Genomic DNA, 15,078 nt, shown 5'->3' with positions numbered 1-15,078 from the left:
AATATTACCCATAGATTTTAGGAACAGAGAGACGAAAGGGGCAAGTATTTAAAATGATGAGTACAGATATTGGTATCGATCTCGGTACTGCCAGTATATTAGTTTATATCAAAGGAAAAGGTGTTGTATTAAAGGAGCCGTCAGTTGTGGCTTTTGATCGTGATACAAATAAGATAAAAGCAATCGGAGAGGAAGCAAGACTGATGCTTGGAAGAACACCGGGCAATATCGTAGCAGTCAGACCACTTCGTCAGGGTGTTATTTCAGATTATCAGGTTACAGAGAAGATGATCAAGTACTTTATACAGAAAGCACTTGGTAAAAAAACATTCCGCAAGCCACGTATCAGTGTATGTGTGCCAAGCGGTGTTACAGAGGTTGAAAAAAAGGCTGTTGAGGATGCAACCTATCAGGCAGGAGCAAGAGAGGTTGCGATCATTGAGGAGCCGATCGCTGCTGCAATCGGAGCGGGTATTGATATTTCAAGACCATGTGGAAATATGATCGTAGATATCGGAGGAGGAACAGCAGATATTGCAGTTATTTCCCTGGGAGGTTCGGTTGTCAGCACTTCCATCAAGATCGCCGGAGATGATTTTGATGAGGCGATCGTTCGTTATATGCGTAAAAAACACAATCTTCTGATCGGTGAGCGTACCGCAGAGGATATCAAGATCCGCATCGGAAGCTGTTTTCCACAGGCACAGGCTGAGACGATGGATGTGCGTGGACGTAATCTTGTGACAGGACTTCCGAAAACGGTAACAGTTTCCTCAGAGGAGACAGAAGAGGCACTCAGAGAACCGACGCTTCAGATCGTGGAAGCCGTACATTCCGTACTTGAAAAAACACCACCGGAACTTGCAGCAGATGTTGCAGATCGTGGTATCGTGCTGACAGGTGGTGGATCACTGCTCAGAGGTTTAGAGGAATTGATTGAGGATCGCACGGGAATCAATACGATGACTGCAGATGAACCAATGACATGCGTTGCGATCGGTACCGGAAAATTCGTAGAGTTTTTAGCCGGAAAACGTGATGATGATTAATTTTATGAAAGATTTGCCGATACAATAAATGGAAGATATGCTTTGTGCACGGAAGATGTGATAAAAAGAACAAAAGCTGTGCAGAAATGGAGAGTTTACATGGTAAAAGGATTGTATACAGCGTATACAGGAATGATCAATGAACAGAACCGTCTGGATATTCTTTCCAATAACCTTGCAAATGCAGATACCAATGGTTATAAGAAAGAAGGAGCTACCAACCAGACATTTGCAGATGAACTTGCAATCAAGATTAAGGATACTTCCTATTATGGTATGCCACAAAAACTTGGAACCATGAGCATGGGGGTACACATAGGAGAGACTTATACAGATTACAGTCAGGGAAATTTCCGGGTAACCGATAATTCCACAGATTTTGCCCTGGATGGCGATGGTTTTTTTGCGATCGCTTATACAGATAAAGCTGGAAATACATCTGTGAAGTACAGCAGAGATGGAGCTTTTGTGGTAAATACAGCAGGTTATCTTGTCACGAAAGATGGCGATTATGTGTTAAACCAGAACGGCGCAATGAATGCAGATGCAGGAGCACGTATTCAGGTAGATCCGAATTTACCGATCACCGTTGATGAAAAGGGAAATATTTTTCAGAACAACCAGCAGGTCGGAACGATCGGTGTTGTAGATATAGAAGATTATAATTATCTGGCGAAGTATGGCGAGAATATGTATGATCTGGTAAATGGTGGGGTTCGTCAGGCGTCTACTGCGAAAGTAACACAGGGATGTATCGAATCATCCAATATCAATGTTGTTTCGGAGATGGTTAATATGATCACGATATCGAGAGCTTTCCAGGCAGGACAAAAGGTGATCAATGCTGTGGATGAAACACTCGATAAAGCGGTAAATCAGGTAGGAAGGGTATAAGCAGGAGGTAAACCGGAATTATGATGAGAGCTCTTTATACTGCGGCAACCGGTATGATTGCACAGCAGTCAAATGTGGATAATATTTCAAACAACCTTTCAAATGTTAATACAGTTGGATATAAACAGGAGAAGATGGAGTTTAAATCTTTGCTCTATCAAACCATTCAGACAAGAACAACCAGTGTAAATGGAGAGGAAAAACCGATTTCTGCACAGGTTGGACTCGGTACCAGGGTGGCATCTAACACCTCCATTTATACACAGGGATCACTGATGGCAAGTGAGAATGCTACTGACTTTGCAATCAGTGGAGATGGATTTTTTGCAGTGCGCGGAGCAGATGGAAAGACTTACTATACCAGAGCCGGTGATTTTGTATGGTCTGTAAATGCAGGTAATACATTGACTCTCTGCACAAATGAGGGCTATCCTGTTTTAGATTCCAATAACCAGCCGATCAATCTTCCGGCAGGTATCAGTGCAGAAAAAGTGATCGTCAGCGAAAATGGAAAAATTGGATATACCAATGCTGCCGGTAATTATGTAGATATGAATCAGACTATCGGGTTGTTCCAGTTTAACAACCCAAGTGGACTTGAAAAGGTAGGAACGAATCTTCTTGCGGTGACACCGGCATCCGGGAATGCCATGAATGAGTCTACGACGGCAAATCTTACTAAGAGTAAGGTTTTACAGAATTATTTAGAGGGGTCGAATGTTCAGGTTGCAGATGAAATGGTAAACCTGATCATCGCACAGCGTGCATATCAGCTTAATTCCAAGGCAATCACGACATCAGATGAGATGCTTGAGCAGGCAAATAATCTGAAACGCTAAGGACAGACAGCGGATATAGGAAAGGAAAAATGATATGATTTCCATGGACAGCATTTCATCATTGATCGATACAAGTAAGAATACGGCAGCTGCAAATCAGGCAAACTCTCTGCAGAACTCCTTAAACAGTATTTCTTCGGATACTTCCGAGGATGAACTGATGCAGGTATGCAAAGATTTTGAATCATATTTTGTGGAAGAGGTTTTAAAAGAGATCAAGGAGAGCCTGATGGATGATGATGAAGAGGATTCTTCTACATCAACGATGACTGATTATTATATGGATAATGTGATCGAACAAGTTGCTGATCAGGTTGTGGATGAAGTTGGAACCAGTTTTACACAACAGCTCTATGAGCAGATGAAACGTAATTATAATATTGAATAAAGGCGCGCAGATAAAATACAGTTTTGTAAAATCGGCGCAGCGAAGTAAGGTGTGCAGATAAGTACATAAATCAGTGCAGTTTTAATGGGAAAATGAATCTCTGCTTCAGAATCCCGTTAGACTGCATTTTTTAAATTAGTTACTGGAATGGAGAAAAAAGTGGAAAGTCTTGCAGGATATGTGGAACACATTATATATCGAAATGCGGATAATGGTTATACCGTCTTAAATCTGGTAAGCGGAGAAGATGAGATCACCTGCGTAGGGGTATTTTCTGCGATTGCAGAAGGAGAAAATATTGAGGCACAGGGAGAGTATACAGAGCATCCGACCTATGGACAGCAGTTTAAGGTGGCAAGTTTTGAGGAGAAAGCACCGGAGGATGAAGAGGCAATCGAGAGGTATCTTGGTTCCGGGGCGATCAAAGGAATCGGACTTGCCATGGCTGCGAGGATCGTCAGACGTTTTAAGGAGGATACTTTCCGGATCATAGAGGAAGAGCCGGAACGTCTTGCGGAGATCAAAGGAATCAGTAGCCGGAAAGCAATGGAGATTGCCAGTCAGGTGAATGAAAAAAGGGATCTGCGTCAGGCGATGATCTTTTTGCAGCAATATGGAATCACAATGAACCTTGCGGTTAAAGTATATCAGGCATATGGACAGGATATTTACAGTATTATCCGGGAAAATCCATACCGCCTGGCAGATGATATTGATGGAGTCGGATTCAGGACAGCGGATGAGATTGCAGCAAGAGTCGGGATACGCATGGATTCGGATTTCCGTGTGCGCAGTGGAATACTCTATACACTGCTTCAGGCAAGTGGGGAGGGACATACTTATCTGCCTGAAACGGAGCTGACACCGCGTGCAGCTAAATTATTGAATGTTACGGCGGAACAGGTGGAAAAACAGTATATGGATCTGGCGATTGAGCGGAAAATCATATTAAAGCAGATGGAAGATCAGACGCAGATCTATGCTGCATCCTTTTATTACATGGAAGCAAACACAGCAGCCATGTTGAAACGTCTCAATGTAAGCTATGATGTATCTGATATGGAGATAGAACAGCGAATCCGGGGAATTGAAAAGAAAAGCGGAATGACGCTGGATGAACATCAGGTAACTGCAGTCAAAGAGGCAGTGCGTAACGGACTGCTTGTGATCACGGGAGGACCGGGAACCGGAAAGACGACAACGATCAACACAATCATCCGTTATTTTGAACTGGAGGGACTTGAAATCTATTTGGCTGCTCCGACCGGGCGCGCTGCAAAACGTATGAGCGAGACGACCGGATTTGAAGCACGGACAGTTCACCGTATGTTGGAGTTGAATGGAGGAGCTGAAGGAAGCGGAGGATTTGAAAGGGATGAGAGCAATCCGCTGGAAGCAGATGTGATCATTGTAGATGAGATGTCGATGGTGGATATTTCTCTGATGTGCTCATTGCTTAAGGCAATTTCCGTTGGGACAAGGCTGATCCTTGTCGGGGATGTCAACCAGCTTCCGAGTGTCGGACCAGGCAGTGTGCTCCGTGATATCATTCAGTCACATGCCTGCAATGTGGTCATGCTGACAAAGATTTTCCGACAGGCATCCACCAGTGATATTATTGTCAATGCGCATAAGATCAACCATGGAGAAGAAGTGGTGCTAGACAATAAGAGCATGGATTTCTTTTTCTTAAAAAGATATGATGCGGATGTGATCATCAATGTGATTTTGCAGCTGATCAAACAGAAGCTACCTAAATTCGTAGATGCCACGCCGTATGATATCCAGGTCCTGACGCCGATGCGCAAAGGCTTGCTGGGAGTAGAGCGTCTGAATGGAATTTTGCAGCGTTATATGAATCCACCGGCAAATGATAAGGTAGAGAAAGAGTATGGCAGTACAGTGTTCCGCGAAGGGGATAAAGTTATGCAGACGAAGAATAACTATCAGCTGGCGTGGGAAATTCGTACAAAATATGGTCTGACTGTGGATAAAGGTCTTGGAATTTTCAATGGAGATATGGGGATCATAAGACAGATCAATGATTTTGCAGAGCAGATGATCATTGAATTTGACGAGGGAAGAATGGTGGAGTATCCTTATAAGCTATTGGATGAACTTGAGCTTGCCTATGCGATCACGATACATAAATCGCAGGGAAGTGAGTATCCTGCAGTTGTTATTCCTCTGCTCAGTGGTCCTATGATGCTGATGAACCGGAATCTTTTGTATACTGCGGTCACGCGTGCGAGAAAGTGTGTGACATTAGTCGGCAATGAAGTGACTTTTCAGCAGATGATTCAGAATACCTCGCAGCAGAAGCGGTATAGCGGACTCTGCGACCGCTTAAAAGAAAATTAAATAATAAAAAGCTGCCATACAATTAGCAGCCGATGAAAAGTTTTTAACACCGGTCATATTGTATGGCAGCTTTTTGCTTCATTACATAAATACATGCGGAGCATGTAAGCGGTTGCTATGAAAGCAACGCTTTATCATTGGCAAATTCTTCGCCGCTGACTTTCTCAAACTGATGGAGAAGATCCTCGACAGTCAGTTTCTTTTTTTCTTCCCCGGAGATATTTAAAATCACTTTTCCCTCATGCATCATGATCAGACGATTGCCATGTACGATGGCATCCTTCATATTGTGTGTGACCATCATGGCGGTCAGATGATTTTCTGAGATAATCTTATCGGAAATCTCAAGCACTTTTGCGGCAGTTTTTGGGTCAAGTGCAGCAGTGTGTTCATCTAACAGTAAAAGTTTTGGCTTTTTGATCGAAGCCATTAAAAGTGTGATCGCCTGACGCTGTCCACCGGAAAGCAGACCGACTTTGCTGGTGAGACGGTCTTCAAGTCCGAGATCTAAGGTTTTGAGCAGCTCCCGGTAAGTGTCACGTTCCTGATGGGTGATACCCCAGGAGAGCCCGCGTTTTTCTCCACGTCTTGCTGCAATTGCCATGTTTTCTTCAATTGACATAGTGGTTGCGGTTCCGGTCATTGGGTCCTGAAATACACGTCCGAGATATTTGGCACGTTTGTGTTCGGATAACTTAGTAACGTCATCGCCTCCGATATATATTTTACCGGAATCGATCGGCCATACACCGGCAACTGCGTTTAACGTAGTTGATTTACCGGCACCATTTCCTCCGATGACAGTGACGAAATCACCTTCCTCTAAGGTCAGGTTGACACCGTTTAGTGCAACTTTTTCATTGATGGTTCCTGGATTAAAAGTTTTATGGATATTATCAAGTTTTAACATTTCAGCCATTGACAGACACCCCTTTCCTGCCGTATTTGGACTTGAGATACGGGAATGCAAGGAAAATCGCCACGACGATGGCGGAAAACAGTTTTAAGTCATCAGACGGAAGTTTCAGCCACAATACGATATTCATTACAATATAGTAGATGATCGCTCCACCGATTACAGAAAACATGGTATACGCAAATGCTAGATGCTTTCCAGCACATAATTTTCCAAAGAGGACCTCACCGATGATGACAGCGGCAAGTCCGATTACAATGGCACCACGTCCCATGTTGACGTCTGCAGCTCCCTGATATTGTGCGTAAAGACCACCGCACAGACCGACGAGACCATTTGAGATCATCAGCGCAACGACAGTATGGAAATCGGTATTGATACCCTGTGCACGCGCCATCTGGCGGTTACATCCGGTTGCACGGATCGCATGTCCCTGTTCTGTCCCGAAATACCAGTATAAAAGTGCTACGACTGCAACACAGAACAGGACACAGGTGATAAATAAACGGATTTTTGTGGAAGAAGAATCCGAAATATACCGCAGGGAAACAACTAACGGATACTTGTCAACACTGACAGCCTGATTGGAACTTCCCATAATATTTAAGTTAATGGAATAGAGGGAGATCTGTGTCAGAATACTGGCAAGGATTCCGGGAATTCCGAGTGCAGTGTGCAGGATTCCGGTAATAAATCCGGCTGCCATGCCTGCTAAAAATGCAAAAATAAGTGCTGCCCACGGGTGCATGCCGGAGCGGATCAGCATTACGGCAACGGCACCGCCGGTGGCAAGAGAACCGTCTACGGTAAGGTCAGCAAAATCCAAAAGTCTGTATGTAATATATACACCCAGTGCCATCAGCCCCCAGACCAGCCCCTGCGCGAATGCGCCGGGCATGGAGCGGAAGAGAGCCATCGGGTCTAAAGACATAAGTATTGTCATAGGAAAACCCCTTATCAAAAATATTTTTATTCAGCAGCGATGGCTGTATAGTCATCCGGAACAGTGATGCCAAGCTGTGAACAGATATCAGCATTGTACTCTTTTGTAACATTTTCTGCATACTGTACATCCATGGTAGAGATATCAGCGTCGTTTACTAAAACATCGTATGCCATTTTACCTGCAGCATATCCGATGTCATAGTAGCTGATGGAAAGGGTGGCTACACCACAGCCGGAGCAGATACCTTCCTCACCGGCAATGATCGGAACACCTGCCGGAAGTGCGATATTGTTGATGGATTCAGTATTGCCTGCCATGGTATTGTCAGTCGGAATATAGAGGACATCACAGTCACTGACGGCACTCTGTACGACAGAAGCAATGTCGTTGGAATCCGATACAGTGTATTCTTTATAGGAAATATTGTCCTCATCGAGGGCTTTTTCAAACTCTGCTGCCTGATAAGCGGAGTTCGGTTCTGCGGAGCAGTAAAGAATACCGACATTTTTGGCATCCGGGAATAATTCGACAAGCATGTCTTCCTGCTGGTCGATCGGGGCAAGATCTGCTGTTCCGGATACGTTTGTTCCGGTGGAACCTGTCCAGTTGTCAATATCAAGTGCAGTTGCATAGTCTGTGACAGAAGTTCCGATAACAGGGATCGTGCTGGTCGCTGATGCTGCACACTGCAGTGCAGTTGTTGCATTTGCCATGATCAGATCATAGTTGTTAGATACGAACCCGTTATTGATGGTTGCGCAGTTTGCCTGCTCGCCCTGTGCATTCTGCAGATCAAAGGTAACATTGTCAGCGCCGAGTAATTCGGTCAGAGCGTCTTCGAATCCCTGTGTTGCCTGATCGAGAGCCGGGTGCTCTAACTGCTGGCAGATACCGATCGTGTATTTTTTACCATCGGAAGAGGTGCCAGCAGCGCTTTCGGTGGCTGCTGCATCAGATGTCTGTGCTGCATCGGAAGATGATGCATTTGTTGTACTGCCTGTGTTTGTTGTGCTGTTTCCGCATGCTGCAAGTGAAGCAGCCATGGCTGCTGTCATTACGACAGATAAAATTTTCCTGTAGTTTTTCATAGAATCCTCCTTTAGGACTTTAAAGTGTTATCGCTTTTAATAAACAAATTATAAAGACCTGAATCGTTTTCGTCAACTATTATTATTCAGTATTGTGTATTCGTTTATCTGTATAGTAAGAAAAAATTAAGAAAAACTTTATGGTATATATGATGTAAAAATGATATCCTTTGCAAGGAGAGATCGGGAAAGGATCTTATGAAAACCGGAAAAAATGGAATTTCCTCATATGGAAGAAAAATAATATTTCAGATACTTGAAATCCTTTACCCCCGAAGGTGTGCAATCTGTGATGAAATCGATGCGGCAGGAAATGGAATCTGTTCGTCATGTAAAAACAAAGTACATGTGGCAGGAGAACCTGCATGCAAAAAATGCGGAAAACCACTTGTGGATGAGCGGGAAGAGTTTTGTCCGGATTGTGGGAAAAAGAAGCATGTGTATACACAGGGAAAGGCAGTGTTTGTTTATGAGGGTGGTATAAGAAATTCAATGTACCGCTTTAAATATGGAAATAAAAGAGAATATGCAGAGTTTTATGCGGATGCTGCAATAGAAAAGTATGGGACATGGCTGAAGCGGACAGAGGCAGAGGTGTTGATTCCGGTTCCTATGTTTCCACGGAAAAAACGACTGCGTGGATACAATCAGGCCGAAGTATTTGCGCAGGCACTTGGGAGAAAGACGGGGATTCCTGTTGAGAGGCATCTGATAAAAAGAGTGAGAAATACAACACCCCAGAAAGAGTTAAATGATTTACAGAGACGCAGTAATTTAAAAAATGCTTTCCAATTGACATCAGATATAGTAAAATATAAGAAAGTCGTACTTGTGGATGATATATATACAACAGGAAGTACGATGGACGAAATATCAAAAACCCTGAAAGAGTCAGGTGTGAAAAAAATATATTATATCTGTATTAGTATCGGAGAAGGGTATTGACAGATTGACAGAATGACAGGAGGTCATGCCAGTATGGAAGTAAAAAATTGCAAAGGTTGTGGACGTTTATTTAACTATATGGGGGGCGCACCGTTATGCGATGCCTGCAGAAAGAAACTGGAAGAAAAGTTTCAGAAAGTAAAACAGTATCTTGATGATCATCCGGATGCTTCTGTGAATCAGGTTTCCGAGGATAATGATGTGTCGGTGAAACAGATCAAGCAATGGATCAGGGAAGAGAGACTTTCACTGTCAGAAGCATCACTTGATGGGATTACCTGTGAACACTGCGGCAGACCGATTCGGACAGGACGTTTTTGTGAAAAGTGTAAAGCTGCAATGGCAGATTCATTCGCAAACTCGATCGAAAAACCAAAGCCTATAGAACCACCGAAAAAAGAGCGCGACGGAAACAGAATGCGTTTCTTATAAGAAGAGAGCAGGGCCTGACAGGTGGTCCTGCTTTATTATCATGTGATATAAAATACAGCCTGGTATGAGAAAGGAAACGCAGCATGGTCAATGAACAACGACTGCACAGTATGATAAAAATAGCAAAATTTGATGCAAACGATGGAAAAAGCTGCAAACCAATGATCCAGTATGCAAGGAAAGATTATGTGGCATTACAGCTTTTAAAAAGTTTTGTGATCGGCACGATTGCCTTTTTTATAATGTTAGGACTATGGGTACTCTATTCCATGGAAACACTGATGAAGCAGATCAATAATATGGATCTTATACAATCTGCCATTACGTTGGGAATATTATATGGAGTTTTTATGGTAATTTATCTTCTGGCTACATATATTATTTTTAATGTGAAATATACTTATGGCAGGAAAAAGGTAAAAAAATACTATGCAGGTTTAAAAAAGATCAATGCAATGTATCTGCGGGAAGAACGGTTGAAATCAAACGGAAACAAAGACTGGGAATGACAACAGAAAGTAATGTGGAAAATGAGAGTTTTCGCATGCAGGAATGGAGATTAGTATGACAACCTTATTGGAATTAAAAGAAAAGTTAACGCGTTTTTATGGAAAATATGATATATACATTACACCGGTTATAAAATTTGCTGTTGCACTCACAGCATTTTTAATGATAAATCATAATATCGGCTACATGGAAAAAATCAGCAGTACACCAATCGCGCTGATCCTGGCACTTATCTGTTCGATTCTTCCAGTCGGAGGAATTGTCTTTATTGGTTCTGTGCTGATTCTTGCGGATATGTATGCACTTTCTCTGGAAGTATGTATTGTAGCACTTATCTTGTTTATTCTGATCTACATTCTGTACTTTCGTTTTTCTCCAAAAAACGAATATGGAGTGTTTTTGACACCGATCTGTTTCGGATTAAATATTCCGTTTGTGATGCCGGTTGGTATGGGACTTTTACGGGAATTATATTCCATGTTTTCAATGGTCTGTGGAATCATTCTCTACTTCTTCTTAAATGGTGTAAAGCAGAATGAGACAACACTTGGTGGAGTGGATGAGAAGGAAGCAGCAACGTCAAAGATTGTTGTTGCATTAAATCAGCTTCTGGGCAATAGGGAAATGTATCTTGTACTTGCAATTATGGTAGTTACTCTTGTCATCGTTTACATTATACGTAGAATGTCCATTGAACATGCATGGGCGGTCGCAATTATTTTTGGTATTCTGTTCGAGGCAGTTGGCATGATTGCAGGGGATATGGTACTTGGAATCAGCGGGAAAACGGTTACAATCCTGGTGGGAAGTATTATTTCCTGTGTGATTGCGTTTGTGATCCAGTTCTTATTTTTTAATCTGGATTATTCAAGGACAGAGAGACTTCAGTTTGAAGATGATGAATATTATTATTATGTAAAAGCTGTGCCAAAAGCGATTGTTGCAGGTACGGATAAAAAAGTGACCAGATTCGGCGGAAAAGAAGAGCAGGACCGTATGACAAAAAAGCGTTTCGCAGAAGAAATGGAGATTGACGAAGATCTGCTGGATTAGTTGTTTTAAATACAGATAGCGGAAAGGAAAGTGAAGCAGGTGCAGAATGCGATGGCGACCATGGGCGCATTTTGGGAAAAAGCGTCTATTTATTTAAATTTACCAAAGATTACAATGACAGATATTGTGGAAATTCTTATCATAACATTTCTGTTTTATTATATGCTTGTGTGGATCAAAAATACAAGAGCATGGGTACTGTTAAAAGGTATTATGGTAATACTGCTGTTTGTTCTGGTTGCGGCTGTATTTCAGATGAATACGATCATCTGGATCGCAAAGAACACATTAAGCGTCGCTATTACTGCCATAGTTATTATTTTTCAGCCGGAGATCAGAAAGGCACTGGAAAATCTTGGACAGAAGAACTTCCTTACTTCTTTTTTCGCGTTTGATTTTTCAAAAGGGGAAATTGCAAAATTTACAGATAAAACGATCAATGAACTGGTAAAGGCATGCTATGAGATGGGAAAGGTCAAAACAGGTGCACTGATCGTTATTGAAGATGAAATTGTCCTGTCAGAGTATGAAAGAACAGGAATTGCGGTGGATGGAATACTGACAAGTCAGCTTCTCATCAATATTTTTGAAAAAAATACGCCGCTTCATGACGGTGCAGTGATCGTGCGGGGAGACAGAGTGGTTTCTGCAACCTGTTATCTGCCGCTTACAGATTCCTTAAGTATCAGCAAGGATCTTGGAACAAGGCATCGTGCAGCAGTCGGAATCAGTGAAGTAAGTGATTCACTTACGATCGTTGTTTCAGAGGAAACAGGAAAAGTTTCCATTGCCATGGGTGGTGAATTGTACCGCAATGTGGATGCAGAGTTCTTAAAAAATAAACTTGCATACATACAGCGGCGTGAAAAGAAAGTAAGCAAAATTGAATCATGGAGAAGGAGGCTTAAGGATGTTAAAGAATCTCGCAAAAAAACTGACGAATAATCTTGGCCTCAAAGTACTGGCTTTATTATTTGCGATCGCTTTGTGGATTGTGGTGGTCAATATTGATGATCCGGTCAAACCCGCACAGTATACGATCAGTGTGACGCAGGATAATATGGATTATCTTACTTCAAATGGAAAGTATTCCGAGACACTTGGTGGAAAAAATACAGTTACGTTTACGGCATCTGCAAAACGAAGTATTCTGGAAAAGCTATCCAACACGGATTTTACCGCTGTTGCAGATATGGAAAAGATTGAATATGTGGAAGGGGACGGCATTTGCCGTGTTCCGATTACAATTACGTGCAGTAAATATAACAGTAATACGGTTACCATTTCATCCAAACAGCAGTATCTGGATGTAACAGTGGAAGACCTTGGAAATGTACAGAAAAAGATTACTGCAAACACGGAGGGTACGGTCATGAACGGCTGTGCACTCGGAGATGTTTCAATCGTAACATCGAATCTTTTGAAAATATCAGGACCGTCTTCTGTTACAAGCCAGATCAGTACGGTGGTTGCAACGATCAATGTTGATGGAATGTCATCGGATGTGACGGATACGGTGGTACCGGTTTTATATGATGCGGATGGCAATGAGATTGATGCCTCAAAGTTAAAAATGAATATCAATACCGTTACGATCACGGCACAGATATTAAATACAAAAGATGTAGATCTTTCGTTCCAGACAAAAGGAAATGTGGCATCCGGGTATACGTTAAAAGGAATTACCTACAGCCCGAAAAAAGTCCGGATCAAAGGAGAGACAGATGTACTTAACAAGGTGACTAAGATCACGATACCGGATGAGGTATTAGATATGAGCGGTGCGACGGAAGACGTTGAGACAACTGTGGATATTACATCTTATCTTCCGGATGGAACTTCACTTGTACTTGCAGCAGATGCAAAAGTGGAAGTGAAGGTAAAAGTAGAACCGATCACAACAAAGACGTTTGAGGTGGATGCATCGGCATTTACTCTTGAAAACATTCCGGATGAGGCAAAGGCAAAGATTACAGAAGAAACGATCGAGGTTGAGATCACCGGAGCTGAAAGTGATATTAAAAAGTTGTCAGCAGATGATATTACAGGTACTGTCAATCTGCAGGGATATGGAAATGGTGAACATAAGGTTGCTGCAGATATAGATGTTGATAATGAACTTTATCAGGTGAAAACCGTACGGATACCGGTTGATATTACTGCCGAAAATACGGAAACTGAAACAAAAGCAACAGAAAGCAGCAAGAAGAATGCTTCTAAAACAGAATAAAAGAAAATGATAACTGGAGGAAATACAATGGCAAGAATGTTTGGCACAGATGGTGTGCGTGGAGTAGCAGGATCAGAACTTACGATCGAGCTTGCAACAAAACTTGGACAGGCGGGAGCTTATGTGCTTACGAAAGAGCAGGAACATCAGGCAACTATTATTGTTGGCTGTGATACGAGAATTTCAGGAGGAATGCTTGCGAGTGCACTGATGGCAGGAATCTGTTCCGTTGGAGCGAATGCTATTTTTGTTGGGGTAATGCCGACACCTGCAATTGCATATCTGACAAGAAAACATAAAGTGGATGCCGGAGTTGTTATCTCTGCGTCTCATAACCCGATGGAATTTAATGGAATCAAGTTTTTTAACGGTGAGGGATATAAACTTTCTGATGAGCTTGAAGATGAGATTGAAGCACTGATCCGCAATAATATGAAAGATGTTAATCTGCCGATCGGTTCCGGAGTGGGTAAGATTGATTACCGTTTTGATTTGCGGAATGAATATGTAGAGTTCATGAAAAAATGTGTTCCTGTTGATCTGACAGGCATGAAGATCGTGGTTGACTGCGCAGAGGGAGCTGCCCATTATACATCCGTGAAAACATTGAAAGATCTTGGAGCTGATCTGGTGGCGATCCATACAGAACCGGATGGAACCAATATCAATGCAAACTGTGGTTCGACGCATATGGACGAATTAAAAGCCAGAGTAGTTTATGAAAATGCCGCCGTTGGTATTGCATTCGATGGGGATGCAGACCGTATGCTTGCTGTGGACGAAAGGGGCGAACTGGTCGATGGAGATCAGATCATGGCGATCTGCGGTAATTATATGAAACAGAAAGGTACCTTAAAAAAGAATACGATCGTTGTCACTGTAATGACAAATCTTGGTTTTTCATTGATGGGAGAGCGTGAAGGCATTCATGTGGAAAAGACAAAGGTTGGTGACAGATACGTCCTTGAAAATATGAGAGAACATGGATATAATATCGGAGGCGAACAGTCAGGACATGTTATCTTCCTCGATGATAATACAACGGGAGACGGACTGCTTTCCGCACTTCATCTGCTTGAAGTTATGGTAAAAACGAAAAAGCCATTATCAGAACTTGCATCTGTCATGGAAGTATTGCCGCAGGCACTTGTAAATGCAAAGGTGCCAAACCATAAAAAAGATAATTTCATGGATTATCAGGAGATCGCGGATGCCGTTGCAAAATTAGAGCAGAAATTTAATGGAGAAGGAAGAGTGCTGATCCGTCCATCCGGTACAGAACCGCTTGTCCGTGTAATGATCGAGGGAAAAGATCAGCACGTGATCGATGAGGAAGCAAAAAAATTAGCAGACCTGATCACAAAGATCATGCTTTAAGATCTGTATGAAATCAAAGCGGCTGCAGAAAAAATTGCAGTGATAAAATA

The 15,078-nt window shown here is 42.4% G+C and carries 15 protein-coding genes; 12 read left to right on the top strand and 3 right to left on the bottom strand.

Features of this window, described 5'->3' with window-relative positions; all coding sequences use genetic code 11:
- Window positions 1–53: 53 nt before the first annotated feature.
- From ACDD58_RS01230 to ACDD58_RS01210, 5 genes are all read left to right on the top strand, one after another.
- The gene (locus tag ACDD58_RS01230; RefSeq protein ID WP_117920356.1) at window positions 54–1,049 is read left to right on the top strand and encodes a rod shape-determining protein; all 996 of its coding nucleotides are present in this window, start codon (window positions 54–56) and stop codon (window positions 1,047–1,049) included.
- Between the two features lie 99 nt (window positions 1,050–1,148).
- Window positions 1,149–1,943: a flagellar hook-basal body protein gene (locus ACDD58_RS01225; protein WP_370775198.1), complete on the top strand. Its 795-nt coding sequence runs from the start codon at window positions 1,149–1,151 to the stop codon at window positions 1,941–1,943.
- Between the two features lie 20 nt (window positions 1,944–1,963).
- The gene (locus ACDD58_RS01220; RefSeq protein ID WP_370775195.1) at window positions 1,964–2,782 is read left to right on the top strand and encodes a flagellar hook-basal body protein; all 819 of its coding nucleotides are present in this window, start codon (window positions 1,964–1,966) and stop codon (window positions 2,780–2,782) included.
- Window positions 2,783–2,816: 34 nt separating this feature from the next.
- Window positions 2,817–3,170 carry a hypothetical protein gene (locus ACDD58_RS01215; RefSeq protein ID WP_117920360.1) on the top strand — a complete coding sequence of 118 codons (354 nt, stop codon included), beginning with the start codon at window positions 2,817–2,819 and terminating at the stop codon, window positions 3,168–3,170.
- 147 nt (window positions 3,171–3,317) lie between these two features.
- Entirely contained in the window at window positions 3,318–5,531 is a 2,214-nt protein-coding gene (locus ACDD58_RS01210) for an ATP-dependent RecD-like DNA helicase (RefSeq protein ID WP_370775192.1), read from the top strand.
- Between the two features lie 115 nt (window positions 5,532–5,646).
- On the opposite strand, the gene ACDD58_RS01205 is transcribed toward ACDD58_RS01210, so the two are convergent.
- Genes ACDD58_RS01205 through ACDD58_RS01195 form a run of 3 tightly spaced genes read right to left on the bottom strand, consistent with a single transcriptional unit; the run spans window position 5,647 to window position 8,481 of the window.
- Window positions 5,647–6,441 carry an ABC transporter ATP-binding protein gene (locus ACDD58_RS01205; protein WP_186899915.1) on the bottom strand — a complete coding sequence of 265 codons (795 nt, stop codon included), beginning with the start codon at window positions 6,439–6,441 and terminating at the stop codon, window positions 5,647–5,649.
- Between the two features lies 1 nt (window position 6,442).
- On the bottom strand, window positions 6,443–7,390 hold the full coding sequence (locus tag ACDD58_RS01200; protein WP_117920366.1) for an ABC transporter permease: 948 nt from the start codon (window positions 7,388–7,390) through the stop codon (window positions 6,443–6,445).
- Window positions 7,391–7,416: 26 nt separating this feature from the next.
- The gene (locus ACDD58_RS01195; protein ID WP_370775190.1) at window positions 7,417–8,481 is read right to left on the bottom strand and encodes an ABC transporter substrate-binding protein; all 1,065 of its coding nucleotides are present in this window, start codon (window positions 8,479–8,481) and stop codon (window positions 7,417–7,419) included.
- A gap of 198 nt (window positions 8,482–8,679) precedes the next feature.
- On the opposite strand from ACDD58_RS01195, the gene ACDD58_RS01190 reads away from it, so the two are divergent.
- The 7 genes from ACDD58_RS01190 (at window position 8,680) to glmM (ending at window position 15,028) form a co-directional block, all read left to right on the top strand.
- Window positions 8,680–9,426, top strand: a complete 747-nt coding sequence (locus ACDD58_RS01190) for a ComF family protein (RefSeq protein ID WP_186899897.1) — start codon at window positions 8,680–8,682, stop codon at window positions 9,424–9,426.
- 33 nt (window positions 9,427–9,459) lie between these two features.
- Entirely contained in the window at window positions 9,460–9,858 is a 399-nt protein-coding gene (locus ACDD58_RS01185; RefSeq protein WP_186899896.1) for a flagellar protein, read from the top strand.
- An 83-nt stretch (window positions 9,859–9,941) separates the two neighbouring features.
- Complete coding sequence (locus ACDD58_RS01180; RefSeq protein ID WP_117920374.1) at window positions 9,942–10,367, top strand: hypothetical protein; 426 nt, start codon at window positions 9,942–9,944, stop codon at window positions 10,365–10,367.
- 55 nt (window positions 10,368–10,422) lie between these two features.
- Window positions 10,423–11,421 (top strand): hypothetical protein, encoded by a 999-nt coding sequence (locus tag ACDD58_RS01175; protein WP_370775186.1) that lies wholly within the window; start codon window positions 10,423–10,425, stop codon window positions 11,419–11,421.
- Window positions 11,422–11,460: 39 nt separating this feature from the next.
- Window positions 11,461–12,366 (top strand): diadenylate cyclase CdaA, encoded by a 906-nt coding sequence (gene cdaA, locus ACDD58_RS01170; RefSeq protein WP_370775751.1) that lies wholly within the window; start codon window positions 11,461–11,463, stop codon window positions 12,364–12,366.
- On the top strand, window positions 12,332–13,651 hold the full coding sequence (locus ACDD58_RS01165; RefSeq protein WP_370775184.1) for a YbbR-like domain-containing protein: 1,320 nt from the start codon (window positions 12,332–12,334) through the stop codon (window positions 13,649–13,651). The genes cdaA and ACDD58_RS01165 overlap by 35 nt, the downstream gene beginning before the upstream one ends.
- Before the next feature lie 27 nt (window positions 13,652–13,678).
- Window positions 13,679–15,028: a phosphoglucosamine mutase gene (gene glmM, locus ACDD58_RS01160; RefSeq protein WP_370775181.1), complete on the top strand. Its 1,350-nt coding sequence runs from the start codon at window positions 13,679–13,681 to the stop codon at window positions 15,026–15,028.
- Window positions 15,029–15,078: the final 50 nt, after the last annotated feature.

Source organism: Roseburia sp. (genome assembly GCF_041325975.1).
Lineage (GTDB): Bacteria > Bacillota > Clostridia > Lachnospirales > Lachnospiraceae > Roseburia > Roseburia rectibacter.
The sequence above is the reverse complement of the archived record's forward strand: the minus strand, read 5'-3'. Positions and strand labels throughout refer to the sequence as shown.

Coding starts and splice junctions, on each gene's coding strand:
- ACDD58_RS01230 (WP_117920356.1), top strand. CDS start 54: ATGATGAGTACAGATATTGGTATCGATCTCGGTACTGCCAGTATATTA.
- ACDD58_RS01225 (WP_370775198.1), top strand. CDS start 1,149: ATGGTAAAAGGATTGTATACAGCGTATACAGGAATGATCAATGAACAG.
- ACDD58_RS01220 (WP_370775195.1), top strand. CDS start 1,964: ATGATGAGAGCTCTTTATACTGCGGCAACCGGTATGATTGCACAGCAG.
- ACDD58_RS01215 (WP_117920360.1), top strand. CDS start 2,817: ATGATTTCCATGGACAGCATTTCATCATTGATCGATACAAGTAAGAAT.
- ACDD58_RS01210 (WP_370775192.1), top strand. CDS start 3,318: ATGGAGAAAAAAGTGGAAAGTCTTGCAGGATATGTGGAACACATTATA.
- ACDD58_RS01205 (WP_186899915.1), bottom strand. CDS start 6,441: ATGTTAAAACTTGATAATATCCATAAAACTTTTAATCCAGGAACCATC.
- ACDD58_RS01200 (WP_117920366.1), bottom strand. CDS start 7,390: ATGACAATACTTATGTCTTTAGACCCGATGGCTCTCTTCCGCTCCATG.
- ACDD58_RS01195 (WP_370775190.1), bottom strand. CDS start 8,481: ATGAAAAACTACAGGAAAATTTTATCTGTCGTAATGACAGCAGCCATG.
- ACDD58_RS01190 (WP_186899897.1), top strand. CDS start 8,680: ATGAAAACCGGAAAAAATGGAATTTCCTCATATGGAAGAAAAATAATA.
- ACDD58_RS01185 (WP_186899896.1), top strand. CDS start 9,460: ATGGAAGTAAAAAATTGCAAAGGTTGTGGACGTTTATTTAACTATATG.
- ACDD58_RS01180 (WP_117920374.1), top strand. CDS start 9,942: ATGGTCAATGAACAACGACTGCACAGTATGATAAAAATAGCAAAATTT.
- ACDD58_RS01175 (WP_370775186.1), top strand. CDS start 10,423: ATGACAACCTTATTGGAATTAAAAGAAAAGTTAACGCGTTTTTATGGA.
- ACDD58_RS01165 (WP_370775184.1), top strand. CDS start 12,332: ATGTTAAAGAATCTCGCAAAAAAACTGACGAATAATCTTGGCCTCAAA.
- glmM (WP_370775181.1), top strand. CDS start 13,679: ATGGCAAGAATGTTTGGCACAGATGGTGTGCGTGGAGTAGCAGGATCA.